This window comes from Catenovulum sp. 2E275, assembly GCF_025515275.1.
Classification (GTDB): domain Bacteria; phylum Pseudomonadota; class Gammaproteobacteria; order Enterobacterales; family Alteromonadaceae; genus Catenovulum.
Genome location: NZ_JAOPFU010000006.1, coordinates 87,964 through 112,617, shown reverse-complemented (window position 1 = coordinate 112,617; position 24,654 = coordinate 87,964). Strand labels below are relative to the sequence as shown.

Below are 24,654 nucleotides of genomic sequence, written 5' to 3'. Positions count from 1 at the left end.
AATGCTTTTTACTCTTTGTTGCAGCATTTTGACTTAACCCATTAGGCCTTCAACGCTGCGCCTCGATTAAAAAGCATTTAGTTAGAACAAAATTTGTACATCAAACGTCAACAGACCCTAGAATAACCATACATTTTATCAAAATTAGGAATATTCTTTTCCCACACAGGTTTATCACGGCCAATATAATCCATTACTGCATCTAAAAATAGTTGCGAACGCACAGGTAAACCACGGTGCGGGTAAACAGCGTTAATTGAATAATAATCCGGTAATTTCACATGCTGCATAATAGGGACTAATTCACCTTTTAATACTTCTTGATCAATCACAAATGCCGGAACCGGCGCATAAGCAGTGCCAGATAATGCTTTTGATAAAATTAATTCGCCATCGTTTGCCTGAAAAACACAGCGCATATTAATACTGGTTTCTTCACCTTTGTCAGTAATATATGGCATTTCAACCATGCGTTTAGTTTCGCCAGCGTAAGTTGCTGCCGGTAGTTTGGCTAAATCTTGCATAGTAGCTGGCTCGCCATAGGTTTTTATAAACTCAGGTGAGGCGGCAATTAAAATACGGATAGGTGCGAGCGGCCTTGAAATCAAATTAGAATCTTTTTGCGGGCCCACTCGAAAAGCTAAATCGTAACCTTCGCTGATAATATCAACTAGTCGGTCTTCAAGTCTTAATTCTATGTCTACTTCCGGGTAAGCTTTTTGAAATTCGTTAATAACAGGCTGAATATAACGCTTTCCTAAAATAGAAGAGCTAGTTAGCCGTAATAATCCTTTAGGCTCTGTATGAAAGTTTTCAGCAATTTGTTCGGTTTCACTTAAAATAAATCGCATTTCCTGTGCTTTTTTAACCATTTCTGCACCGGCAGCTGTTAGCGAAAAAGAGCGGGTGGAACGGTTTAATAACCTGACCCCTAAACTTTGTTCAAGCTTATTGACTTGTTTTGACACCACAGAGCGATCAATATTACGCCGCTCAGCAACTTTCGCAAACGAGCCTAACTCTACCACTTCTAAAAAAATCAGTAATCTGCTGGTTAAATCCATACGTGCACACTATTACAAAAATATTTCAAGGGCATAATTATAGTTTATTGTTGCCTATTTGGCATTAATCAATTGCTATTTAATGGGTAAATCAACATCTATAAATCGCGTATAATCAATTTTATTGATTAGTTATTAGGTAGAATGCAATTGATTAAAAGATTCTTCACTAGCGCCTCATTAATTTTCACATTAATGTTTTCATCTTTTAGTTTTGCCCAACAATCTCCAAATGAATTGTTAAGCACGGTTGGTCAGCAGCTATTTGCACAAATTGCAGAGCTGGATTCAACCGACAAAGTGCAAAAACGAGCTGAGCTAAAAGCGATTGTTAAATCGGATTTATTCCCTTATGTCGATATGAATTTTGTCTCATTTAAATTATTGGGCAAACATATTCGTGAGATTAATAAAACTGAAATTACAGCTTTTGTTGCTGCGGTTGAAGAAAATTTAAGTAGCACTTATGCCAATGCTTTAATGGCTTATAAAGGGCAAAAAGTGGTATTTGATCAGGCCGCTCAGCAAATTGACGGTAAATATGCCACGGTTAAAGCTAAAATTTTAGACCCAAGCGCGCCTGAAATCGATTTACAGTTTAAGCTGCGCCAAAATCAAGATGGCGAATGGAAAGTATATGATATGGTTGCCGAAGGGATTTCTTTATTAAGTGCAAAACAAAAAGAAATTGTTCGCCGTATCTCAGATGTTGGTTTAACTAAAGTGATTGAAGAGCTAAATAACTCTTAACCAATCTGCTTATACATAACTTGTTGTTTTAGTAAAAGTTCTATATTAGGTGTCCCAAGACCCTGCCTTGCCTGCCAACCCCCTTGGCAGGCTTTTTTATTTCCTGTTATAAAAGCTATATTTGCGCAATAAAACTTTCCAGTGTTATGCCTGCCGGTAAATTCTCTTTAAATTCCTGCATTGCCGCTTCAACATGAGTTAATAACTCTAACTCTTCGTCTGTTGCTGACTCTAGGGCTAAATAAAAGTGTTTAATCATTAAATCGGTTTGATTTAATTTTTGGTAACAAAAGCCAAGATTATAATGCGATAGGGCATATTCCGGCTCCATTTTTATGGATTGTTCAAAATATTGTTTGGCTTGTTCGTGTTTACCCATAAAAGCAGAAATAAGCCCTAAACCATATAAGCTTAAATAATGTTCAGGATGCGTTTTAGCGACCTGCTGGATCAATTTATCTCCTTCATCCTGCTGGCCGGATTCGATAAGCTGAAATGCGGTTTCCAGCGTTTGCTCTAATGTTTGGCTGGTTTGATCTGTCATTATGGTTACTCTTTTGATTTAGTAAATTTAATTGTACGGGTTTTGGCTGTTAAAACAAATTAGCCTGTGGTTGTGCTCGCTCAGCTAACTCCTGTGGGGTCAGTTTATTTTTAAATGGGTAATAGCCTAATGTTTCAGTTAGCATATTCAACCAAACTTTAGTTAAAGAATGTACCTGAGCATTATCCGCAGTATGCACAAATAAATAAGGTTGTTTGCCTTGTTGTAGCCAGAGCTTAAAGTGTTTTAACCAAGGTTTAATAAACTCAATATTGGCATTAATATCAGTTTGTCCAATAAAACGAACAATAGGTTTAGCGCCGGTGGCAATTACATGAACTGGCACTTTTGGCTTTTTTTGTTGAGCATCAATAATCGCTGCGTTATCGGGCGACTGGCTATGTACAGGTCGGGTATCTATCATCACGCGGTCAACATTATGCTCAATTAATAAACGGTTAAGCGCCTTTTCTGCTTCACCTTTATTAAAAAAGTCGGGATGACGAACTTCCACCGCAAGCGGCACTTGCTGGCTATAAATTGCTAATAACTGAGTGAGCTCAGGTAAATGCTGCGCTGAAAAATAAGGCGGAAGCTGTACCTGAAATGCGGCAATTTGTTGCTTGTTTAACATAGGCTCAAATAACTGAAAAAACTGTTTTATTTCAGTATGGCTGGCGGCCAAACCTTGCTTATGGGTAACCAGTTGGGGCAGCTTAAAACAAAATTTAAAATCGTCAGTTACCTGATTTGACCAGTTTAAAACGGTTTGCGCTGAAGGCAGAGCATAAAACGTTGTATTACCTTCTACACTGGTATAAAACTGAGCGTATTCAGATAAATGCTTATTTTGAGCTAGTTTGGCGGTGAAAAAGCTGTTTTGCCAATTAGGGTGACTCCATTGTGGACACCCTAATTGGATTAATGCATTGGCAGACATTTATTGATCTTTATAAACACCTGTATCTAATAATACTTTGGCTAAATCTATCATTTTTACTTCAATATTTTCTTGATCATCTAACCAGTTTAAGCCTAATAACACGCCTTCTGCGCCTAGTTCTTCAACCCAAAAATCTAAATATTCCTGTACCGGAATTGCACTTGGTGTATAAATTTCCCACTCTTCGGTGCAGGCTGCTTGTGCTGCTTCTTGGGTATCCCAAACTAAAAATACTTCATCTTCCGGGTTAAATTGTGAGTCAACAACTACCCAGTCTTCATCATTACCTGCTGTTAATGCCCACATTTTTTGATCGCCGCGAATTGCTTCAGCAAAGTCGATTAAAGCTTGTTGATTATCGCTCATAATAAATCCTATAAATTGGTGAGAGAGTTAAGTCTAAGCCAAAAGTATCAAGCTTAGAAGTGTATACCCGTGGCACGGGTATATTGTAACGGCAATCACCTTGGCTTGGCTAACAAATTATAGGTTGCGGCTTATTTTGTGCTTTGGTTTTTTATTTTGCGTATTTTTAGTTAAAATAAACGATTAATTTAAAATTTTTAGTTTGGCAATTAAATATGTCCGCATCCGGTACTTTATATGTGATTTCTGCTCCAAGTGGTGCAGGTAAATCAAGTTTGATAAAAGCTTATCTAAAACAAGATATTGCAAATGCTGCTGTGTCTGTTTCTCATACCACTCGTTCGCCTCGTCCGGGCGAAGTGAATGGAGAGCATTATCATTTTGTTGATCATGCTACATTTGAAAAAATGATTGAAGAAGACGCTTTTTTTGAGTGGGCAAAAGTATTTGGCAATTATTATGGCACCTCAAAAGCCGCAATTGAAAAAACACTTGAGCAAGGCTTAGATGTATTTTTAGATATTGACTGGCAAGGGGCGCGTCAGGTTAAAAAATTAAAGCCGGATGCCAAAACCATTTTTATTGCGCCGCCATCACAAGCTGCATTATTAACTCGTTTATTGCATCGCCGCCAAGACAGCGAAGAAGTGATTAACAAACGTATGGCTGAGGCTCAAAGTGAAATTTCACATTATAGTGAGTTTGAGTACGTCATAGTTAACGATGAGTTTGAATTAGCCTTGAGTGAATTAACTGCGATCTTAACCGCAAATCGCTTAACTCAGGCAAAACAGGCAAAAAAATATCACGCATTGTTTGCTGAGCTCTTGGCGAAAGCCTGATCATAAAGTAAACTACGCAATCCTATACACTTTAGACAATAGATTTTAGCGGAGTAAATATGGCTCGCGTAACTGTAGAAGATGCAGTAGAAAAAGTAGGTAACCGCTTTGACTTAATTTTGGTTGCTTCACGCCGTGCACGTCAAATCGCCTCAGAAGGTAAAGATCCTTTGGTTGATATTGATAACGACAAACCAACCGTTATTGCTTTACGTGAAATTGAAGCGGGCTTAATGAGCGCTGATATTATGGACGAGCAAGAACGTCGTGAAACTCAAGAGCAGGAAGCTGCTGAAATTGCTGCTGTAGCTGCTTTTTCTCAAAACCACGAAGAATAATCCACTAATCATCTAATTAGTGGTTATAAGCCGTACTGACTCTGTGCGGCTTATAATTTCATTTCATAGAACTTATTGCATCTCTCAAGCAATTCTAAAATTTAAGCTAATTATTAATGGCTTTATTTGTTAATTGATTTGTATTCATCAATTATATTAGGATGCTTATTGTTAAGAATTATTGTGTTACCAATATTAAGCGGAATAACTGTCTGTGGAACTTTTTCGAGATCTCGGTGAATTAGCAAAATCTTATTTATCGCCAGAACAATGTGAGCAAATTGAGCATGCTTACGTGGTTGCGCGCGATGCTCACGAAGGGCAAATGCGTAGCAGTGGTGAGCCTTATATTACGCATCCGGTTGCGGTTGCAAAAATACTGGCGCACATGCATTTGGATCATGAAACGCTTTGTGCCGCTTTGTTGCATGACGTAATCGAAGATACCGAAACCACTAAAGATGATTTAGCTGAAGTATTTGGTCCTATTATTGCCGATTTGGTGGAAGGTGTGAGTAAGCTGGACAAAATGAATTTTGACAGCAAACAAGAAGCTCAAGCTGAAAACTTCCGCAAAATGGTGATGGCTATGGTGCAGGATATTCGGGTGATTTTAATTAAATTAGCCGACCGTACCCATAATATGCGAACGCTTGATTCGCTCAGACCAGATAAACGCCGCCGCATTGCCACAGAAACACTCGAAATTTACGCCCCCATAGCCCACCGTTTAGGTATTCACGATATAAAAAATGAGCTTGAAAACCTTGGTTTTAAAGCTATGTATCCAATGCGTTATCGGGCATTGGGCGCTGCCGTTAAACAGGCTCGTGGACATCGTAAAGATGTTATTGAAAAAATTGGTAACGAAATTCGCCAGCGCATTCAGGAAACCAATATCGAATGTGTGGTAAAAGGCCGTGAAAAGCATTTGTATAGCATCTATAAAAAGATGAAAAACAAAGAGTTAATGTTTAATGATGTAATGGACATTTATGCTTTTCGTATTTTGGTAGACAGCATTGATACTTGCTACCGCACCTTAGGTGTGATGCACAATTTATATAAACCAATTGACCACAGATTTAAGGATTATATTGCGATCCCAAGAATGAACGGTTATCAGTCGTTGCATTCATCTTTAATTGGACCGCATGGCATTCCGCTAGAAATTCAAATCAGAACTCATGATATGGAATTAACCGCAGACCGTGGGGTTGCGGCGCACTGGTTATATAAAGGTGGTTCAGATGCTGGTGGTACAACGGCTCAGGTGAGAGCGCAGCGCTGGATGAATAGCTTGCTTGATTTACAGCAAAGTGCCGGTAACTCATTTGAATTTATTGAAAACGTTAAATCTGATTTATTCCCTGACGAAATTTATGTATTTACCCCTAAAGGTAAAATTATTGAATTACCAAAAGGGGCAACACCAGTTGATTTTGCTTTTGCATTACATACAGATATTGGTTTTACCTGTGTTGGTGCAACAGTTGATAAACGCCCAATGCCACTTAATCAACCTTTGGTTAACGGGCAAACGGTTCATATTGTTACTTCAAAACGCGCCCGACCAAATGCAACTTGGCTTAACTTTGTTATTACGCCAAGAGCGCGTTTAAGTATTCGCAATTACCTGAAAAAATTAAAAGGCGAAGAGTCTGTCGATTTAGGTCGCAGGTTATTAAAAGTCGCCTTGGGCGGTATTGATGTTAATGACATTGATGATGAAAAAATCGCCAAAGTATTAGAAGAAACCAAACTGCAAACCATGCATCAGCTATTGGCTGAAATTGGCTTAGGTAATTTAATGAGCATAGTGATTGCCCGTAAATTGCTCCAGCAAGAAAACGAAGAAAACAACACGGAAAACTATGCAGAAAAAACAGTGTCGATTCGTGGCGCTGAAGGTATGTTGGTATCGTTTGGTAAATGTTGTCGCCCAATTCCGGGAGATGCGATTATTGCGCATGTTAGCCCGGGTAAAGGCATTGTTGTTCACATGGAAAACTGTCGCAATGTGCGCGATCATCATGCTGAACCCTCTAAATATTTTTCGGTTAGTTGGGACAATAGCCCAGAAGAAGAGTTTCCTTGTGCACTGAGAATTGAAATGCTAAATGTTCATGGTGCATTAGCCAGAGTCACAGGTGCAATTGCACAGCTCGGCTCTAATATTCAAAGCTTATATTCAGAAGAAAAAGACAGCTATATTTATACCGTTGATTTAATTTTAACTGTGCGTGACAGGGTTCATTTAGCCCAAATTATGAAAAAAGTACGCCACATAGATGAAGTTCAGCGGATAGTTCGTCACCGAAGCTAATTTTCTAATTTTATTAAGGATTCAATATGTCTAAACAAGTTATTTCTACTAAAAAAGCACCTGCTGCAATTGGTACTTACAGCCAAGCTGTAAAAGTAGGTGGTACAGTTTATTTATCTGGCCAGATCCCGCTTATCCCAGAAACAATGGAAATGGTCACAACGGGTTTTGTTGATGAAGCGCATCAAGTATTTAAAAACCTAAGCGCAGTATGCGAAGCGGCTGGTGGTTCGTTAAATGACTTAGCTAAAGTCAATATTTATTTAACTGATTTAGCTAACTTTGCTCAAGTTAACGAAGTCATGGCGCAATATTTTGCTGAACCATATCCGGCACGAGCGGCAATTGGTATTAACCAGCTACCTAAAGGTGCACAAATTGAAATTGATGGCATTTTAGATATTCCGGGCATCAATTAATCTAACTACAGATAAGAAAATTTAAATCCCCAAATAACTTGGGTAATAAAACTAAAAAGAGATAAAGGGCAGCGCAGGCTGCTCTTTTATTTTATAAACATGACTCCAGAAAGATTAGAACGCATTTTAAACATGCTGAGAAACCGCCAGCCGGATTTAACAGTATGTTTGGAAGAAGTACATAAAACACATAACCTCTCAGCTATTATCCGCACAGCCGACTCTGTTGGCATTCATAATGCGCACGCTATTTTAAAAGGTCAGGATTCCCGAGTTCGTTCCGGTACAGCCAAAGGCAGTCAAAACTGGGTAAAACTCATCACCCATGAACACATTGAATCTGCGGTTGATAGTTTTAAAACTCAGGGAATGCAGGTTCTAGCAACCAATTTAAGTGAAAAATCAGTCGATTATCGAGAAATAGATTATACCCAGCCGACTGCAATTATTTATGGTCAGGAAAAATACGGGATCTCAGAAAAAGCCTTGGAACTGGCCGATAAACATATAGTGATACCAATGCTTGGGATGGCTGAGTCATTAAATGTATCTGTTGCTAACGGACTTATTTTGTACGAAGCAATGCGCCAGCGGCAGGCGAAAGGTATGTATGGTCAAATTAAACTGCCTTTGCAAGAGCAGCAAAGAATTTTGTTTGAGCGTGGTTATCCGGTTTTTGCGGAACTTTGCCGCCAGAAAAACTTGGCTTACCCTGTTGTAAATGAGCTTGGCGAAATTGAAGCCGATGACAATTGGTGGCAAAAAATGCAAACTCATAAATCTGCATGGTTATAAGTTAAAAAAATACGAGCTTACAATGAAACTTGAGTCAATTGCGCTACATTACGGTTATCAATCAGAGGCCACTACCAAAGCCGCTGCTGTGCCTATTTATCAAACCACATCTTATACCTTTGATGATACTCAGCACGGCGCTGATTTAAATAACATGAAGGTAAAAGGGAATATTTATACTCGAATAATGAACCCAACGACAGATGTGCTGGAGCAAAGAATCGCGGCAATGGAAGGTGGCGTGGGTGCTTTGGCGCTTGCATCTGGCATGGCTGCAATTACTTATTCAATTCAGAGTTTGGCTCAGGTGGGTGATAATATTGTTAGTACCAGCCAGTTATACGGCGGCACTTACACCTTGTTTTCTCATGTTTTACCCCGTCAGGGAATTGATGTGCGTATGGTGTCTGCGGATGATTTTAATGGTTTTGAAAATGCGATAGATCAAAATACCAAAGCAGTATTTTGCGAATCTATCGGTAATCCGGCAGGTAATGTAGTTGATATTGCAAAGCTCGCTGAAATTGCACATAAGCATGGCGTGCCATTAATTGTAGATAATACTGTCGCCACTCCGTTTTTATGTCGGCCATTTGAATTTGGGGCTGATATTATAGTGCATTCACTAACTAAATATATTGGTGGTCATGGCACTTCTGTGGGGGGCATTATCGTTGATTCGGGTCAATTTAATTGGGCAAATGATCCGGTTCGGTTTAAAAGCTTAAATGAGCCAGATCCGGCTTATCATAACTTAAACTTTGCCGAAGCGATGGGTGAACTGGCTTATATTACCAAGTGTCGGGTTGTTTCACTGAGAGTGACCGGCGCAGCTATTTCACCGATGAATGCTTTTCAAATCCTACAGGGGTTAGAAACACTCAGTTTACGGATTGAGCGCCATTGCCAAAATGCTGAAAAATTAGCTCAATTTTTATTGCAGCATAATAAAGTGAATTGGGTGAATTATGCAGCGCTACCAACTAGTCCTTATTATCAAAATTGCCAAAAAATCACAGGCGGCAAAGCATCTGGCATTTTAAGTTTTGGCATAAAAGGCGGCGCTAAAGCTGGCGCGCAATTTATTGATGCACTACAAATGATTTTGCGTTTAGTAAATATTGGTGATGCTAAATCGCTGGCTTGTCATCCAGCGTCTACCACCCACAGGCAACTGAATCCTGAACAGCTTAAAACCGCAGGGGTAAGTGAAGAACTGGTGCGTATATCAGCCGGAATTGAAAACATCGACGATATTATCGCCGATGTGAGTCAGGCATTAGATGCGGTAACAGACTAAGATTGATTATTTGTTTGATAAAACTCGGCTTTGTATAAGCTATACCAAGTTAAAAATAATACCGCTGAATTAAATAAGTGCCAGCCAAAATGAGTACCGAGTGGAAATGACGGGCAAATTTGTTGATCGATTGTCCGCATCGTTAACGAGATACAAAAACATCCGCTGGCAGCTAATAACGGTTTATCAAACCGGCCGGTTTTTATTTTTGTAATTGCGCTAAATACCAGTAAAATCAATATGCTGGGCAAATACATTTCAGAGCCGTTAATATTAAACGGAATCACTTTGGTGGCAATCACTGTGATAATAAAAACCACAAATACGCCAATAGATGTCATTTTGCTAAACTTAAGTGCGTATCTTAAATACGACCATAAAAAGATAACCTGATAAATGTAGATGGGAATAATATCCGCCAACATCGACCAAAAGTTCGCAAGGGTATGAAATAAAAAGCTACCAATGCCAATGATTATCATAAAACCTGCTAATAAATTTAAATGCAGCGGCGTTTTGTTAATATGCGGGTGGTTATGTTTAACTTTAATGTTAGCCTGGGCCAATAAATAAAAGGCCAATAAACCAGCTAAGATAAACCCCAAATTAGTCATCGCATTAACCGGCTCAGACCAAAAGCTAAAATCGATGCGCTCGCAATAATAATCCATCGTATTCCTTAACTAAAATAACTAACAGGCATTTAACTGTTTCACCTTTGATTGTTAAGGCATTATTTTAGCATGGATTATTTAAAAGATTGGTGGCTGTGTAGTTAGATAATTTTTGCATCAGTTGGTTTTAGGCTATAGGTACATGAGCAACAAGAAATTGTATAAGTTTGAGCTAAGCGATCTTTAACATGCCAGTAATAGCTATCGGCTATTTGGCTAGGCAGTAAAGCCATCAAATTGACGGCTTCCGTCGCTTGTTTTGTGGCTTTACGCTACTATAAAATAATCAACTATAAAGCAGTAATTTATTGCAGCGTTAGTTTTAAATGGACAGTATTTTTTATGTATATAGATTTTTCTAGGTATTTAAAATATTTCATCATTTTTGCTATTACGGGTGTCATTTTTTATCTGAACGCTGATTTTGAGAATCAAACGCAAGTAACATATATTAATGGTGTTGTTGAAGAGCGGAGAACAGTCTTGAGAGATGACAGCCCTTCGGAGCATTTATTATATGTTCGAACCGCAAGTGACAAAGTGGTTATTGTTGAACTACCTTATTCACAGAAAATTGTGAGTGGTGCAACTGTACAACTCAAAGTGCTGTCAAAATCAGGCTCTAAACCTCAGTATGTTTTCAATAAATATGTGCAAAATTAACAAGAGACTCTGGTTTAAATTCCTGCTTAATTTGTAAAGCGGATCTATATATCGACCGCAATAAATTTCCGTTTTTGTATAGCTTAGATTAAACCAAGTATTGTAACCATATCTACAATAATGATTTAATCAAAACTCAATTTTGCTGACGCCTAAGCCATTACTTTTGATTACTTTAATTTGTACCGGAATGCGCTCTTTTAAGGCGTTAATGTGGCTGATCACACCTATCATTTTGCCGCTGGCGTTAAGCATATCTAGGGCATTGAGTGCGGTGTCGAGAGTATCGGCATCTAAAGTACCAAAACCTTCATCTAAAAATAACGAATCAATGCTGGTTTTATGGCTGACTAAATCAGATAAACCTAAGGCTAAAGCTAAACTTACCAAAAAACTTTCACCGCCAGATAAGGTTTTGGTATCGCGTACAGTGTCGGCTTGCCAAGTATCAACTACTTCAAGCTCTAAATTTTCACTGGCTTTACGGTTAAGCTGATAACGGCTATGTAAGCGATTGAGCTGATTATTGGCAAGATAAACCAGCTGCTCTAGTGTTAAACCTTGAGCGTATTTTCTAAATTTATCACCTTCGGCACTGCCAATTAAATCGTTTAATTTTGCCCAATCTAAATGTTGAGTTTGTTGCTGATTTAATTGCTTTAACAAAGTTTGTTGTTTATTAACCTGCAAAGCATCGTTGGCTAAGCTTTGTTTTATTTCACCTAAAGCTTGTTGTTGCTGTTGTGATTGTTGCTCTAGCTGTTCAATTTGTTGTTGGTATTCTATTGCTGGTAAGTTTTCGCTTACTAACTTTTTATTGCTCTCCAGTAAGTTATTTAACTGTTGCTGGCTATTTTGATATTTGCTGTTTGCCTGAATTTTATTATGTTTAATTTGTTCACTCTGTTGCTCTAACTCGGCAAAATATTCATCTGTTATACAAGCTTGTTGCCAATCTGTTTGATCGGCAAACTCACTTTGTTTTAGTGCGTTTAACCAGTTTTGTTGTTGATGATTAGCCTGATGCTGAGTTTGGGTGATTTGTGTATTAATTAACTCAAGCTGAGCACTGATGCTGTTGAGTTTAGATTGCGACTGATAAAAAGCATCCTCAATTTGTTGCTGTTGATTTTGTTGTTGCTCAACATTACTGCGCAGTTGTTGTTTCACCGTTTTAATCTGATTGTCGGCAAATAATTGATACCTTTGTTGCTGCAACTGGGTTTGTTGCTCACTTAATTGCTTAACTTGCTGTTCTAGTTGATTAAGTTGCAGGGTGACTTTTTGCGCCTGGTTAGTTAAATAACTTAACTCCTGATTCAGCTTTTCAATATGCTGCGCTTGCTGTTCAAGCTGTTTAGATTTATCGGTAAATTGATTTACCAAGCTGATTTGGCTATACAAATAATCGCTAATGTGTTGATTCGATTGAGTTAACTTGCTTTTTTCGAGTAAGGTTTTATCTAGTTGATATAACTCAAACGCCTGAGCTAATGCAGCTAATAATTCACTTTGTTCGGTTTGATATTTTTCCAGTGTTTGAGTTAGCTCAGTTTGTTGCTTTAGTTGTGACTGCTCGTTTTGTTGGTGATGCGATAAAGTTAATTCAAGCTGAGTTATCCGGTTAGTTAAGTCAGTTAGGCTTTGCTGTTGTTGAGTTAAATTTAGCTGGAGCGTTTGCGCTTGTTGTAACTGCTGCTTTAATTGGTTATGTGCGTTTTCTGCCTGTGTGACATCAGCAATAATTTGTTTAGCCTGCTCGTTGGTTAATTTATCTGTTCGATCATTTAAAAGCGGTAATTCATTTAAAAACACTAACTCAGAGCCGCTATTCTTTGCCAATAACATCTGGCTTGTCTGAAATATATTGGTTGTTAACTCGTTTATTTGCTGAGTGATTTCAGCCTGTTGTGTTTGATTGTGGGTTAGATCCTGCTGCAAGCGAGTCAGTTTTTGCGCTTCATTTTGGCCTTGTTTTTCCAGTTGAGTTAACTGAGCCGTTAACTCGGCTAAGCGTATTTCGGTTTGGTTTTGATCAAGCGTTTGATAATCCTCAATAAAAGGGTGCTCGGTCGCGCCACACAAAGGGCAGGGTTGCTCTGGTTTTAAAGCATTTCTATGTTCAGTTAACGAGGCAATAACAGCTTGTTGTTTTAATAGCTGATTCACATCATCAGCTTGTTGTTTTATTTGTTTATAGTCGGCTCGTAACTGGGTAACTTGTTGGTCTTGTTGTTCTGTTCTAGCTGTTAGCTCAGCTTGTATTTGTTTTAATTGAGTTAGCTTTGGCGTAAGTGCTAAATATTGCTCGGTTGAATAAACTAAGTTTTGCCGGTTTTTTTGCTGATTATTAAACGCTTCAACTTTATGGTTGAGTTCGTTTATATCGTATTGAGATGTTTTTTGGCTAAACGCTTGTTCGATCTGGGCAAGCGTTAATTTTTGGGTTTGTGCTTGAGCAGTCAGGGTATTAAGTGTTTTCTTTGATTCCTCTTGAGCTTGTTTGTCCTGCTCAATTGATAATTGAACCTTATTCAGTTTTTGCTGGGTTAGGTTAATTTCCGTTTGAAGTTGATTAAGCTGTTTATTTTGCTGCTGCCAATAATCCAGTTTGTCTACACTTAAATTATTTAGATGATGATGCTGAGCTAACCAGTTATTTAATTCTGCTTGTTGCGTTTGTTGCTGATTTAATTGTTCAGTTAAATTTTGTTGGCTTTGTTGATTTTGCGTTTTGTCGGTATTGAGTTGAGCCAACTGTTGTTGTAAAGGTTTAAGTTCGCTTTGTAATTGAGTAATTTGTTTGTCTAACGGCTCAACTTGATCATCGATAAACTGAGTTTGTGTTTTTTCAGTATTAATTAATTCAGCTAGCTTGGTTTTTGAGTGGGTTAATTGGTCTTGAAGCTGATTAAATTGAGTTTGCTCATGTTGTTTTTGGTTATTTAATTCAGTTGCTTGTTGGCGATAACTAGCTAAATCCTGATTTAATTTATTGAGCTGTTCATATAAAGGTTTTAATTTGGCTGCTGGTTTAGCTTGGGCTAATTTTTCTGCCTGTGAGGCAAAGTTTTTTTCATGTTCAATTGCTTGGTTTAACTCATTTTGAGCGGTTTGAAAATAAGCTTTAGCTTGTTCGATTTGAGTTAAAATATGCTTGTTTTGATTCGCCTGATTTAATTGTATTAATGTTTGTTTGTTGGCGCTCGCTAACTCTAGCTCTTTTTGATGTAAGTTATATTTTTCTTCAGCTGTTAATAGCGCTACACTTTTTGCCTGTAGTTCCAGCTTTTCTAATTCAAACTTACTGTCTTTATAATTTTGAAAAACCTGACGCGAAATCTGGCTATAAATTTCGGTTCCGGTGAGTTCTTCTAATAGCTCTGCTCGCTCTTTACCGTTGGCATTTAAAAACTCGGCAAATTTACCTTGCGATAGCAACATTGATTTGGTGAAGCGTTCAAAGTTAAGTCCGGTTAAGGTTTCTATTTGGGTTTTAACTTCGTTGAGTTTATCCGCTACAATTTTGCCACTTTCGACTAAAGCTAAACTGGCTTTAGGTGGCTGTAAATTACCGTCCGCTAAGTTACGGGCGCGCCTTTGTTGCCAGTTTGCACGATAAGCTGTACCTTTTACCGAGAATTCAACTTCGGCCATGCATTCGGCGGTATGGCGAGTCATTATCTCGTTATTACTGGCAGAAACTTGTAAGCGCGGCGTTTGTTGATATAGCGCCAGACAAATTGCATCCAGCAGGGTGCTTTTTCCGGCACCAGTTGCACCTGTAATAACAAATAAACCATTACTTAAAAAAGGTTCTTGCTGAAAATCTATATGCCAGTGGCCTTTTAATGAATTGAGGTTTTTTAATGTTAAGCTTAGGATTTTCATAATAAATCGTGCAATATTGATTCGTCGTAGCTGGTGGTTATTATACAATAAATTGTATATTTATCTGTTTTTGAAACAAAATTGGGTTTAGCTGGGTCTGTGTATCTAGACTTTGGCATCAATTATTATTAAAGGGTTGTGGTTTGTTTAAATCAATTCGTTTACAGCTAGTGGCTTTAATTTTGAGCTTGTTTAGTTTTGCTGGGCAAGCGCTGGATTTTTCACAGTTAAATAGTGAGCCTGATTTTTTGCCGGTTGAACAGGCATTTATTTTTGATTTTGACCAACAAGCCAATACTTTGCATTTAAGCTGGCAGATTGCTGACGGTTATTATTTATATAAACACAGAACTAAAGCCAAAGCCCTAGCAGAAAATAATGATGCCGAGTTAGAAATCAAGTTTTTACAACAAGGCGATGAAAAATATGATGAATATTTTGGTGATGTCATTGTTTTTCATCAACGTTCAGATATTGAAATCGATTTAACCGGAATTACCTCAGATAAAATTTTATTAACTTACCAAGGCTGCGCCGATGCTGGATTATGTTATCCGCCACAGTTAATTGAAGTGCCGTTATTAAATTTAGCTGACGCAGGGGGAAGCGCTGAACCAGCTAAAAATCAGCCAGCTTCAACAGATAACCAAGCAGTACAAAACAATTCACAAAATGCATCAAATGATATTCAAAGCCTGTTTAGCAATAAGAGTAGTCTATTGATTATTCTAGGCTTTTTTATTTTAGGTGTTGGTTTGTCTTTAACGCCTTGTGTTTTACCTATGGTGCCAATTTTATCGGCTATTGTAACTGGTCAGCAAAATTCGACCGTAAAAAGTGGACTGATTTTATCTATCGCTTATGTATTAGGAATGGCTACTTTTTATACGTTAAGCGGTGTATTGGTTGGGTATTTTGGCGCGAGTTTTAATCTCCAGCTTTATTTGCAAACTCCGGCGGTAGTGATTGTATTTACCGCTATTTTTATTGCTTTGGCATTTGCTATGTTCGGCTATTACGACTTAGCCTTGCCTGCAAGTTGGCAGTCTAAACTGCAAAGTGCAACAGGTGGTCAGGATAAAAAAAGTTTAGCTGCTACTTATTTAATGGGCGGAATTTCGGCACTTGCATTGTCGCCTTGTGTATCTGCACCGCTTGCCAGTGCGTTATTGTATATTTCAACAACCGGAGATGGGGTATTAGGTGGTTTGGCTCTATTTGCGCTGAGCATTGGTATGGGCTTGCCACTATTAGCTGTTGGTGCTGGTTTTTCAGGATTAGTGCCTAAAGCTGGTGGCTGGATGGTTAAAGTGAAGCAAGTCTTTGGTGTGATGATGCTGGCGATGGCGGTTTGGATGCTGGAGCGATTATTTGATCCGGTTATTGGCGCTGTACTATGGGCGATTTTAGGAATTTGGCTGGCCGTTAAAATGAATTTAATCAGCAGGCAAACAACTACTGCGGGTAAAAATGAGCAAGCAATCGCGCTGATTATTTTTGTCGCATCGCTTAGCTGGCTGGCACATAACTATTTTCAGCAATATTCAACTAGTACGGGTTCAACCACGCAAGCCAATGCCAAGCAGCTGGTGACTAGAATTTCTACTGTCGCAGGGCTTGAGCAGGCGATGGCAAATGCAAGCGGAAAAAAAGTTGTTGTGGATTTATATGCCGACTGGTGCGCTAGTTGCCAAACTATAGAGCATGAAGTGTTTGGTAAAATATCGGCTGCTGATTATCCTGAATATGTTTTTTTACAGCTTGATTTAACTGAAATGACTCAGCCTAAACAGGACTTTTTAAACCAGCATAAATTATTTGGTCCGCCAGCATTATTAATTTTTGCCAAAGGTGAAATGCCAAAAAACACAGAATTTGTCTATCAGGCCGAATTTAATTTAGCTCAGTTCAAACAATGGCTGGCGCGCTAAATTGGTATCAGCTCGATTTGGGTGATGCTATGCTGGCCGAGTCAGAATTAGCTCGTTTAATTCCTCAATTAAAAGCTTGCCCAAAACAAAGTGCAACGCCTGAGCTTTGCATTGCAGCATACCGTCACCAGTCTGTTGGTATGCATTGTCATTTAATTCTTTACATAACCGAAGCGGTTAAGCAATCGCTAGTGTTGGTTAACCCTGTCAAATTTACTCGCTGTAATACGCCAAATTATACTGATTTAACTGTCATTATTGGTTATTAACCTCAGCTCTGGATAAGAAGTTAGTCAAGCATCGATTAAAACCCTGACACTCGCAATTTATGTGGGTTTGGCTGTATAATACGCGCCCTCATTTTTTACTGCTTTTTGTTGAATACAGATTAATGCTGTTATCAGCAAAAAAATAAGTCGTTGTAGTAGGTTGTTAGTTTGTTATCAGGTTTGAAACAGCAGGGTTTTCTCTTTTTAATATTAAGCATGTTAACCGGATTAATTGGCTCTTTTGTTAATCCGTTGATGAGTTTATTTATTGTTGAGGGCTTAAAAAGTCCGCCTGCGTATATTGGTATTTACACTGTATCGGTCACTTTAGCCGGATTAGTTTTTAGTCAATGGCTTGGCTCGCTTGCAGATAAAGGCGTGAGCGCGCGTAAAATGTTTATGCTGGCGGTTACTGGAATGGCTGCTGCGCTGTTAATTTTTGCCAATGCAGATTCATTTTGGACAGTGTTAATTGCGGGTGTTTTATTGTTTTCGATGGGAAATGCGGCTATTCCTCAGGTATTAACCATTGGCAGGCAATGGGCTGGACAACAAAGCAAGGTTAATGTGACCCAGTTTAACTCTGGTTTACGCGCGGCGATTTCATTTGCGTGGATTGGTGGACCGCCGTTGGCTTATGCTTTGGCTGCCGGGGTGAGTTTCGATCGTTCATTTTATGTAGCGGCTTTTTGTGCGTTATTAGCTTTTATTTTTGCTTATCAATTTATCCCCGAAGTGAATAATAAAACGCAAAATCAAGCTGCGCAGACTAGCTATAAAACCCCAACCTCATTTTGGATACTCGCTTTGGCTGTAACCCTTGGTTCAGTTGGTAATATTATGTATTCATCCGCTTTGCCATTATATGCAATTAAAGAGCTTGGGTTTGCCGAACATACACCGGGTATTTTTATGGGGCTGGTTGCCTGCCTTGAAATTCCAGTTATGTTATATGCTGGTAAATTGGCTCAACAACACAGTAAAGTTAAAATGATAGGTTTTGCATTTTGCTGCGCTATGGTGTTTTACTGCGGCGTATTTTTTGCGACTCAAGTTTGGCATTTAATTGCGTTGCAATTTATTAATGCGCTGTTTTATGGGGTATTTGCCGGAATTGGCCTGACGATTCTGCAAGAAGAGTTACCGCTAAAAATTGGTTTTACCTCTGCTGTTTATTCTAATGCAATTAAAATCGGGATGATGCTTGGGACAACAGGGATAGGTTTAATTGCTCAGTTTTTTAGTTTTAGATACGCAGCAATCGGCTCTTTATTGGCGGCTGCCTGTGCCTTGGGGTGTCTAGTTTTATTTGTGTATTTGAAACGAAAAGAGCAGGCCGAGATGAATAGCCAGATAGATGATGAGTTTGCTGCTCGTTTATTATAAAAGCCATATAAAAATAAAGCGCTAATTTAACCGCGCTTTATTTTTAGTTGATGAGGCTGAGAGCTGAGGCTTAGGTCATTTAGGTTAAGCTTATTCTGATTCTGTGGCGATTTGTGAATCGGCATCGTCCCAAACGTTTTGCTCCATCGACTGGCAAGGTACTTTGCATCTCGGGATTCCAACTTGTTTTGCTGGTACACCAACCACTGTGGTGTGTGGTGCGACATCTTTTAAAACAACACTACCAGCACCAATTTTGGCATTAGCGCCAATCTCGATATTGCCGAGCACTTTTGCGCCCGCGCCAATCATAACACCGTGACGAACTTTAGGGTGGCGGTCTCCACTTTCGTTACCGGTTCCGCCTAAAGTAACTGATTGTAAAATAGATACATTATCTTCAATTACAGCGGTTTCACCCACTACTATTCCGGTTGCGTGATCAAACATCACGCCTTTACCGATTTGGCAAGCAGGATGAATATCGACAGCCATGACCTGACTATTGCGGCTTTGAATAAATAACGCCAGATCGGTTCTGTCCTGTTGCCACAAATAATGGGCCAGCCGATGAATTTGAATAGCCTGAAAGCCTTTTAAATTAAGCAATACAGTTAAAAATGAATGAATCGCAGGGTCACGCTCAAATACCGCCTGAATATCAAACGCTAAGGTTTCAATTGTGGTTGGTTCAGCCTGATAAAACTCAGCAAATAACTGTTCGAGTTTATCTGCTGGCATAACATCTGAAGCCATTTTTTGTGCAAAGACAAAACCACAAGCTTGAGCTAAATTCTGATGTTGTAAAATACATAAACGAATATAGTCACTTAATAAAGGTTCGCTGGCTTGCATGGTTTTGGCTTCGGCAATAATTTTTGCCCAAATAGCTTGGCTGATCATATAAATTTAGTTGCATTTGTAATTTCAATAGGCTCAGAATAGGGACGCAGACCGGATATATCAAGTGTTTGGCTTGTTTTAATCTCAGGTTTAAAAAGGATTAAGGGTATTAAACAATGCAAGATAAGATTTGGCGAAAAATCAGTATCATTTTGGTGGTTATCTGCTCAGTTTCGTTAGTAGCTAATTGGTTGCTGTTTAATGCTTGGCAACAAAGCAAACAAATTCAGGGTGTTAAAGTGAATGTGCGGCCTGAGCTAAATCTGCCAGCCCAGACAGAGCTTAAAACGTTATCACCCCAACCGGAGCGTATTGCTCATCATATCCGGCTTTGGCAAGCCTTACTTGAGCAAGATCCTGAACAAGCCAATCTCTGGCAGGATAACTGGTTAGCACAAGCGCAAGTTTGGTTGAATCAGGGACAAACTCAGGCTTATTTGAATTTTCTGGAGCAATGGCAGGCTGCCGCGCCCGATTTAATTCAGGTAAAACTATTACATTATTATTGGCTATTGAATCAGCATAATCTGGCTGAAGCGGCCGATATTATTTATCCGCTGTTAAATCAAATTTCTCCTGAAACCGCGCAGCAAGCAGAGCTAAATAAGCTTTATCAGTTATTAGCTAAATTAATGCCGGATGTGTTAGCTCAGCAGGCGTGCCAGCAATTTATCGAAACCCTAGAAATGCTGGTTTGGTACGACAATACTCAGCCTGAATATTTGTTAGCTATTAGCCAGTGTTATATTCAGTTAAAAGAGTTCCAATTAGCTGAGCAGCAATTAATTTATCTGTTGGCCGATCCCGATTATCAGCATCAAGCGAATCAATTATTAGCAAACATGCAGCAAAAGCCAGATGAACAAGTGCCAGTGGCTAAAGTGGGGGAGCATTTTATTGTGCAGGCGAACTTAAACCAAAATAAACGAGTCGCGTTGATGATAGATACCGGCGCGTCTATTACCAGTATTAGCAGGACAAAGTTTGACAGCCTTGCTTTATTGTATCGCTCGTTAGGTTATAAAACGCTGGCGACTGCCGGTGGTTTAACTCAGGCTGAGTTAGTTGAAATAGAGAATTTTTCGGTGGGCAATAAAGTATTAGCAGATTTTCAGTTGGCGGTGCTGGATGTACCCTCTTTTGGTGGGAGCGATGGTTTACTTGGGATGAACTTTTTATCTCAATTCCCTTTTGTGATTGATCAGCAAAAAAACATTTTAAGATTTACCAAACACTAAGTCGCATTAAAAATGACAAAAAAATAGAGATATTTGCGATTAGCGCTCGACTGTTAGCGCATTAATTTGTATTTTGTACGGATTGAAAGTTTAAGATTAAGAATAAAGCTAAATGCAGCTCAATTTCACAAAAATGCACGGCTTAGGCAATGATTTTATGGTGGTGGATAACATCACTCAGAATATTTATTTTTCACCTGAGCAAATTACTAAATTAGCCGACAGAAACTTTGGTATTGGTTTTGACCAATTATTAGTGGTTGAAGCGCCGTATGATCCAGAGATCGATTTTCACTACCGGATTTTTAATGCCGATGGCAGCGAAGTTCAACAATGTGGTAATGGCGCACGTTGCTTTGCCCGCTTTGTGCGCTTAAAAGGGCTTACCAACAAAAATAAAATTGCGGTGAGCACTCAAAGCGGCAACATTGTTTTATATATTGAAAACAATGGTCAGGTCACTGTGAATATGGGTGTTCCACAACTTGAACCGCAAAAAATTCCGTTTAAAGCAAATAGCGCTGAAAAAACTTACCTTTTACAAGCCGGCGAACATAATGTGTTAGCTGGGGCAGTATCTATGGGTAATCCGCATTGTGTGTTATTGGTTGATGATGTGATTACTGCTCCGGTTGAAACATTAGGTCCGCAGCTTGAAAGCCATGAGCGTTTTCCTGAGCGCGCTAATATTGGCTTTATGCAAATTTTAAATCCTAACGCCATTAAACTGAGAGTTTATGAGCGTGGCGCAGGTGAAACGTTGGCTTGTGGTACTGGTGCTTGTGCTGCGGTTGTGGTGGGTATTTTACAGGGCAAATTAGCCAATCAGGTGGAAGTTGAATTACCGGGCGGCAAACTGAATATTAGCTGGCAGGGCGAAGGCACACCAGTCAAAATGACCGGTCCGGCAGAGCATGTTTTTGATGGACAAATTAATTTATGAGTGAGCAGCAAATTCCACTGATTAATTTAAATGAAGCGGATATTGTCGCTTATTTAACAGAGAATCCTGACTTTTTTAAAAACCATCCAGACTTATTAAGCCAGATGGTTTTACCGCATAGCAGTCAGGGGACGGTTTCGCTGGTGGAACGTCAGCTACAGGTTTTACGCGAAAAAGTTTCTTTGCAAGAAAAAGACATTAGCCGTTTAATTTCAACCGCTAAACAAAATGAGCATATCTACAAAGCATTTATTAATTTATATATGGCTTTGCTGGAGTGTCCTAACAGCAAACAAATGATTTATTTGTTGCGTGCTATTTTGCTTGAGCAAATTCAGTTAGATGGCATGAAACTCGTTTTATTTATTGCCAGTAGCGATGAACACGCGGCTAATTTAGTTGAACCACGCAATATTTATCAGGATATTTTGCAGCAAAGGCTGGCGCGTGATGATTATTATTTTGGTCGCTTAAAAAAACAGGAAATGGATTTGTTTTTTACCGATGAACAAGCCATTAAATCAGTGGCGTTAATTCGGTTAGGCGGGCAAAAAGATATGGGTATTTTAGCCTTTGGCAGCATTGATGAGCTGCATTTCCAGGGCGATATGGATACTTTATTTTTAGCACCTATGGTTAAGTTGATTAATCGTTTATTGTTAGACTTTTCGATTGAAGAGCCAAAACCTGAGCCGGTATGAGCCAAGCTTTAGTCGTCGATTATTTAGATGCGTTTTACAATTATTTAAATAACGAAAAAAGGTTATCTGAAAACTCTTTAGATGCTTATCGGCGACAGCTTACCGCTATCTTTAGCAAACACCCCAAATTAAAACTGAGCCAATTAGATGTTCAGTTTGTGCGTTTAATATTGAGTCAGGCTAAGCTGGCTCAACTTAAATCTGCCAGTATTCATCTACGTTTGTCTGCATTGCGCTCATTTTGCCAATATTTAGTTAAAAAAGAAGCTTTACCACTAAATCCGGCGGATGCGGTGAGTGCACCTAAAAAAGATAAACGTCTGCCAAAAAACTTAGATGTTGATCAGGTTAATCAATTATTAGACAACAGCAATAATGAGGTGGCGCTTAATTTGCGCGATAACGCAATGTTGGAGCTGTTGTACAGCTCAGGGTTACGTTTATCAGAACTCATCAATGCTGATATTAAGCATGTTAAATTTGATACTAAAACCTTTGAAGTAAAATTTGGTAAGGGTGGTAATGACAGAGTTGTCCCTGTTACCCAAACCGCACTGGATAAAATTAGTGACTGGCTGGCGATTCGCCCAAACTATATTAAGCCAAATACCGACCAAGCTTTATTTATTAGTACCAGAGGTAGCCGTTTAAGCGCGCGATACGTACGTGAACGGATTCGACAAGCCGGAGTTAAAACCGGGCTCAATGTGCATTTAAATCCGCATAAAATGCGCCACTCTTTTGCAACTCACATGCTTGAAAGCAGTCAAGATCTTCGCGCGGTACAAGAATTATTAGGCCATCAAAATTTATCAACGACGCAAATTTATACCCACCTTGATTTTGAACACTTAGCTAAAGTGTATGATCAGGCTCATCCCAGAGCAAAACGCAAATCTGATAAATAGTCACTTACAAATACTTTAAGTGGTAATAATTACAGAGTATACGTGAAAGTATTACTGAATTTTTTACAATGAGTTTTATACTTTTTCTTAATTTTTCTTTTAGTGAATTTTATTTTTTATATAAATTTCATTTGGTTGCAATTTTATTTTTAAGTTGGCACAAGTCTGGCATTAACCTATTTAACTCGAACTTAAAGCAGTAATGGTTCCAGTTAATTATGCTAATTTTTAAAGGAGAAATATTATGTTAGGTTGGAGTCTTGTATTTTTAATTATTGCATTGATTGCTGGTGTATTAGGTTTTTCAGGTATAGCTGGTGCAGCAGCAGGCATTGCTAAAATTCTGTTTTTTGTATTTATTGTATTATTACTAATCTCATTGGTTGCTAATGCAATTAGAGGGCGTGCACCGAGACCATAAATTTTAAGGATTCGGTATTCAATTTAACAAGGAGACTAAAAAATGAAAATGTTATCAAATTTAAAAATATTAATTTTATCTACTTTACTGACTCTTGGTGTAGCTGCCTGCTCAGATTCAGACAAAGAATCAGCTCAAGAGAATGTTAAAGATGCATGGAATGATTCTGTTGATGCAACAAAAGATGCAGCAGAAGATGCTAAAGATGCGGCAGAAGATCTCAAAGATGATGCGGCAGACGCTATGCAAGATACTGGTAATGAAATTGAAGACTTATGTGAGGATGCAAAAGAGTCTGCCAATGCTAAAGATACAGATTGCTAATATCTGTAAGTTAAATTAGCTTTTAATAAAACGTGGGTGTTAAATTGTACATTCACGTTTTTGATTTAAATTAGCGAGTTTAATTTAACTATTTATTTTATTAGCTAGGGTTGATCTTTTTATCGGCATCCCAAGTATATATTCAGATTTTAAATAAAAAGGATAGAAGAGTTATGACAGATATCAACATTGGTATTAGCACTGAAAATCGTAATCAGATTGCAGAAGGTTTAAAACGTTTATTAGCTGATTCTTATACACTTTATTTGCAAACGCATAACTTCCATTGGAATGTGAGTGGTCCTTCTTTCCGTGAATTACATTTGATGTTTGAAGAACATTATACAGAGCTAGCGACAGCTGTAGATGATATTGCTGAGCGTATTCGTACATTGGATGTAGTTGCTCCGGGCACTTACAAAGAATTTGCAAAATTAAGCTCAGTAAAAGAAGTTGACGGTGTTCCGGCTGCAGAAGAAATGGTCGATATTTTAACTAAAGGCCATGAGCAAGTTGTTCGTACATCTAGAGAAGTTTTAAAATTGGCTCAAGATGGTGATGATGAATCAACTGCGGCATTAGTATCAGACCGTATGCGTATACATGAAAAAACAGCTTGGATGCTACGTGCAACTCGTAAATAATTTCGCATTTTAAAGTTGATGACTAAGGCAGCAAATTAGCTGCCTTTTTTATTGGCAATTTTTATATTAAT

At 38.6% G+C, this 24,654-nt stretch carries 25 protein-coding genes; 18 read left to right on the top strand and 7 right to left on the bottom strand.

Annotated features, from left to right (window positions below; all coding sequences use genetic code 11):
- Positions 1-107 precede the first annotated feature (107 nt).
- On the bottom strand, positions 108-1,064 hold the full coding sequence (locus N7931_RS05685; protein WP_262792560.1) for a LysR family transcriptional regulator: 957 nt from the start codon (positions 1,062-1,064) through the stop codon (positions 108-110).
- Between the two features lie 144 nt (positions 1,065-1,208).
- Between N7931_RS05685 and N7931_RS05680 the strand changes: the two genes are divergently transcribed.
- Positions 1,209-1,814, top strand: coding sequence for a phospholipid-binding protein MlaC (locus tag N7931_RS05680; RefSeq protein WP_262792558.1), 606 nt, complete (start codon positions 1,209-1,211; stop codon positions 1,812-1,814).
- Between the two features lie 115 nt (positions 1,815-1,929).
- Here N7931_RS05680 and N7931_RS05675 read toward each other — a convergent pair whose 3' ends face one another.
- The 3 genes from N7931_RS05675 to N7931_RS05665 are packed head-to-tail and all read right to left on the bottom strand — an operon-like array spanning position 1,930 to position 3,667.
- Positions 1,930-2,358, bottom strand: a complete 429-nt coding sequence (locus N7931_RS05675; RefSeq protein WP_262792556.1) for a tetratricopeptide repeat protein — start codon at positions 2,356-2,358, stop codon at positions 1,930-1,932.
- Positions 2,359-2,407: 49 nt separating this feature from the next.
- Complete coding sequence (locus tag N7931_RS05670; protein ID WP_262792555.1) at positions 2,408-3,298, bottom strand: DUF72 domain-containing protein; 891 nt, start codon at positions 3,296-3,298, stop codon at positions 2,408-2,410.
- On the bottom strand, positions 3,299-3,667 hold the full coding sequence (locus N7931_RS05665; RefSeq protein ID WP_262792553.1) for a DUF2750 domain-containing protein: 369 nt from the start codon (positions 3,665-3,667) through the stop codon (positions 3,299-3,301).
- Between the two features lie 215 nt (positions 3,668-3,882).
- On the opposite strand from N7931_RS05665, the gene gmk reads away from it, so the two are divergent.
- From gmk to N7931_RS05635, 6 genes are all read left to right on the top strand, one after another.
- A complete protein-coding gene (gmk, locus tag N7931_RS05660; protein WP_262792552.1) occupies positions 3,883-4,509 on the top strand; it encodes a guanylate kinase in 627 nt (208 codons plus the stop codon).
- Positions 4,510-4,568: 59 nt separating this feature from the next.
- Positions 4,569-4,847: a DNA-directed RNA polymerase subunit omega gene (rpoZ, locus tag N7931_RS05655; protein WP_262792551.1), complete on the top strand. Its 279-nt coding sequence runs from the start codon at positions 4,569-4,571 to the stop codon at positions 4,845-4,847.
- A gap of 214 nt (positions 4,848-5,061) precedes the next feature.
- Complete coding sequence (spoT, locus tag N7931_RS05650; RefSeq protein WP_262792550.1) at positions 5,062-7,173, top strand: bifunctional GTP diphosphokinase/guanosine-3',5'-bis pyrophosphate 3'-pyrophosphohydrolase; 2,112 nt, start codon at positions 5,062-5,064, stop codon at positions 7,171-7,173.
- Between the two features lie 26 nt (positions 7,174-7,199).
- Positions 7,200-7,592, top strand: coding sequence for a RidA family protein (locus tag N7931_RS05645; RefSeq protein WP_262792549.1), 393 nt, complete (start codon positions 7,200-7,202; stop codon positions 7,590-7,592).
- Positions 7,593-7,691: 99 nt separating this feature from the next.
- The gene (gene trmH, locus N7931_RS05640) at positions 7,692-8,387 is read left to right on the top strand and encodes a tRNA (guanosine(18)-2'-O)-methyltransferase TrmH (RefSeq protein ID WP_262792548.1); all 696 of its coding nucleotides are present in this window, start codon (positions 7,692-7,694) and stop codon (positions 8,385-8,387) included.
- A gap of 22 nt (positions 8,388-8,409) precedes the next feature.
- A complete protein-coding gene (locus N7931_RS05635) occupies positions 8,410-9,687 on the top strand; it encodes an O-acetylhomoserine aminocarboxypropyltransferase/cysteine synthase family protein (protein WP_262792546.1) in 1,278 nt (425 codons plus the stop codon).
- Here N7931_RS05635 and N7931_RS05630 read toward each other — a convergent pair.
- The gene (locus N7931_RS05630) at positions 9,684-10,358 is read right to left on the bottom strand and encodes a ceramidase (protein ID WP_262792544.1); all 675 of its coding nucleotides are present in this window, start codon (positions 10,356-10,358) and stop codon (positions 9,684-9,686) included. The two genes, N7931_RS05635 and N7931_RS05630, sit on opposite strands and share 4 nt — an antisense overlap.
- Before the next feature lie 345 nt (positions 10,359-10,703).
- On the opposite strand from N7931_RS05630, the gene N7931_RS05625 reads away from it, so the two are divergent.
- Positions 10,704-11,024 (top strand): hypothetical protein, encoded by a 321-nt coding sequence (locus N7931_RS05625; protein WP_262792543.1) that lies wholly within the window; start codon positions 10,704-10,706, stop codon positions 11,022-11,024.
- A 129-nt stretch (positions 11,025-11,153) separates the two neighbouring features.
- Here the strand turns inward: N7931_RS05625 and N7931_RS05620 are convergent, their stop codons facing one another.
- Positions 11,154-14,915, bottom strand: coding sequence for an AAA family ATPase (locus N7931_RS05620; RefSeq protein ID WP_262792542.1), 3,762 nt, complete (start codon positions 14,913-14,915; stop codon positions 11,154-11,156).
- A gap of 143 nt (positions 14,916-15,058) precedes the next feature.
- On the opposite strand from N7931_RS05620, the gene dsbD reads away from it, so the two are divergent.
- From dsbD to N7931_RS05605, 3 genes are all read left to right on the top strand, one after another.
- Entirely contained in the window at positions 15,059-16,846 is a 1,788-nt protein-coding gene (dsbD, locus tag N7931_RS05615; RefSeq protein WP_262792541.1) for a protein-disulfide reductase DsbD, read from the top strand.
- Positions 16,831-17,115 carry a hypothetical protein gene (locus N7931_RS05610; RefSeq protein WP_262792539.1) on the top strand — a complete coding sequence of 95 codons (285 nt, stop codon included), beginning with the start codon at positions 16,831-16,833 and terminating at the stop codon, positions 17,113-17,115. The genes dsbD and N7931_RS05610 overlap by 16 nt, the downstream gene beginning before the upstream one ends.
- A 168-nt stretch (positions 17,116-17,283) precedes the next feature.
- A complete protein-coding gene (locus N7931_RS05605; protein ID WP_262792538.1) occupies positions 17,284-18,501 on the top strand; it encodes a sugar efflux transporter in 1,218 nt (405 codons plus the stop codon).
- A gap of 90 nt (positions 18,502-18,591) precedes the next feature.
- Here the strand turns inward: N7931_RS05605 and cysE are convergent, their stop codons facing one another.
- A complete protein-coding gene (gene cysE / locus N7931_RS05600; RefSeq protein ID WP_410369335.1) occupies positions 18,592-19,401 on the bottom strand; it encodes a serine O-acetyltransferase in 810 nt (269 codons plus the stop codon).
- A gap of 119 nt (positions 19,402-19,520) precedes the next feature.
- On the opposite strand from cysE, the gene N7931_RS05595 reads away from it, so the two are divergent.
- The 7 genes from N7931_RS05595 to N7931_RS05565 all read left to right on the top strand — a co-directional run bounded on the left by N7931_RS05595 (position 19,521) and on the right by N7931_RS05565 (position 24,583).
- A complete protein-coding gene (locus N7931_RS05595; protein ID WP_262792535.1) occupies positions 19,521-20,642 on the top strand; it encodes a TIGR02281 family clan AA aspartic protease in 1,122 nt (373 codons plus the stop codon).
- A 112-nt stretch (positions 20,643-20,754) separates the two neighbouring features.
- Positions 20,755-21,585 (top strand): diaminopimelate epimerase, encoded by an 831-nt coding sequence (gene dapF, locus N7931_RS05590; RefSeq protein WP_262792533.1) that lies wholly within the window; start codon positions 20,755-20,757, stop codon positions 21,583-21,585.
- The gene (locus N7931_RS05585; protein WP_262792532.1) at positions 21,582-22,286 is read left to right on the top strand and encodes a DUF484 family protein; all 705 of its coding nucleotides are present in this window, start codon (positions 21,582-21,584) and stop codon (positions 22,284-22,286) included. Before dapF ends, N7931_RS05585 begins: the two co-directional genes overlap by 4 nt.
- Positions 22,283-23,194 (top strand): tyrosine recombinase XerC, encoded by a 912-nt coding sequence (locus tag N7931_RS05580; protein WP_262792530.1) that lies wholly within the window; start codon positions 22,283-22,285, stop codon positions 23,192-23,194. The genes N7931_RS05585 and N7931_RS05580 overlap by 4 nt, the downstream gene beginning before the upstream one ends.
- Before the next feature lie 244 nt (positions 23,195-23,438).
- On the top strand, positions 23,439-23,615 hold the full coding sequence (locus tag N7931_RS05575; RefSeq protein ID WP_262792529.1) for a DUF1328 domain-containing protein: 177 nt from the start codon (positions 23,439-23,441) through the stop codon (positions 23,613-23,615).
- A 42-nt stretch (positions 23,616-23,657) separates the two neighbouring features.
- Positions 23,658-23,939, top strand: coding sequence for a hypothetical protein (locus N7931_RS05570; protein ID WP_262792528.1), 282 nt, complete (start codon positions 23,658-23,660; stop codon positions 23,937-23,939).
- Between the two features lie 173 nt (positions 23,940-24,112).
- Positions 24,113-24,583: a Dps family protein gene (locus N7931_RS05565; protein ID WP_262792527.1), complete on the top strand. Its 471-nt coding sequence runs from the start codon at positions 24,113-24,115 to the stop codon at positions 24,581-24,583.
- Positions 24,584-24,654: the final 71 nt, after the last annotated feature.

Excerpts from the sequence above, each read along its gene's own strand:
- N7931_RS05645 (WP_262792549.1), top strand. The coding sequence starts at position 7,200 with ATGTCTAAACAAGTTATTTCTACTAAAAAAGCACCTGCTGCAATTGGT.
- N7931_RS05635 (WP_262792546.1), top strand. The coding sequence starts at position 8,410 with ATGAAACTTGAGTCAATTGCGCTACATTACGGTTATCAATCAGAGGCC.
- N7931_RS05675 (WP_262792556.1), bottom strand. The coding sequence starts at position 2,358 with ATGACAGATCAAACCAGCCAAACATTAGAGCAAACGCTGGAAACCGCA.
- gmk (WP_262792552.1), top strand. The coding sequence starts at position 3,883 with ATGTCCGCATCCGGTACTTTATATGTGATTTCTGCTCCAAGTGGTGCA.
- N7931_RS05585 (WP_262792532.1), top strand. The coding sequence starts at position 21,582 with ATGAGTGAGCAGCAAATTCCACTGATTAATTTAAATGAAGCGGATATT.
- N7931_RS05625 (WP_262792543.1), top strand. The coding sequence starts at position 10,704 with ATGTATATAGATTTTTCTAGGTATTTAAAATATTTCATCATTTTTGCT.
- rpoZ (WP_262792551.1), top strand. The coding sequence starts at position 4,569 with ATGGCTCGCGTAACTGTAGAAGATGCAGTAGAAAAAGTAGGTAACCGC.
- trmH (WP_262792548.1), top strand. The coding sequence starts at position 7,692 with ATGACTCCAGAAAGATTAGAACGCATTTTAAACATGCTGAGAAACCGC.
- N7931_RS05610 (WP_262792539.1), top strand. The coding sequence starts at position 16,831 with ATGGCTGGCGCGCTAAATTGGTATCAGCTCGATTTGGGTGATGCTATG.
- dapF (WP_262792533.1), top strand. The coding sequence starts at position 20,755 with ATGCAGCTCAATTTCACAAAAATGCACGGCTTAGGCAATGATTTTATG.
- N7931_RS05580 (WP_262792530.1), top strand. The coding sequence starts at position 22,283 with ATGAGCCAAGCTTTAGTCGTCGATTATTTAGATGCGTTTTACAATTAT.
- N7931_RS05630 (WP_262792544.1), bottom strand. The coding sequence starts at position 10,358 with ATGGATTATTATTGCGAGCGCATCGATTTTAGCTTTTGGTCTGAGCCG.
- N7931_RS05595 (WP_262792535.1), top strand. The coding sequence starts at position 19,521 with ATGCAAGATAAGATTTGGCGAAAAATCAGTATCATTTTGGTGGTTATC.
- N7931_RS05680 (WP_262792558.1), top strand. The coding sequence starts at position 1,209 with ATGCAATTGATTAAAAGATTCTTCACTAGCGCCTCATTAATTTTCACA.
- N7931_RS05575 (WP_262792529.1), top strand. The coding sequence starts at position 23,439 with ATGTTAGGTTGGAGTCTTGTATTTTTAATTATTGCATTGATTGCTGGT.
- N7931_RS05565 (WP_262792527.1), top strand. The coding sequence starts at position 24,113 with ATGACAGATATCAACATTGGTATTAGCACTGAAAATCGTAATCAGATT.
- N7931_RS05570 (WP_262792528.1), top strand. The coding sequence starts at position 23,658 with ATGAAAATGTTATCAAATTTAAAAATATTAATTTTATCTACTTTACTG.
- N7931_RS05620 (WP_262792542.1), bottom strand. The coding sequence starts at position 14,915 with ATGAAAATCCTAAGCTTAACATTAAAAAACCTCAATTCATTAAAAGGC.
- N7931_RS05685 (WP_262792560.1), bottom strand. The coding sequence starts at position 1,064 with ATGGATTTAACCAGCAGATTACTGATTTTTTTAGAAGTGGTAGAGTTA.
- N7931_RS05670 (WP_262792555.1), bottom strand. The coding sequence starts at position 3,298 with ATGTCTGCCAATGCATTAATCCAATTAGGGTGTCCACAATGGAGTCAC.
- N7931_RS05665 (WP_262792553.1), bottom strand. The coding sequence starts at position 3,667 with ATGAGCGATAATCAACAAGCTTTAATCGACTTTGCTGAAGCAATTCGC.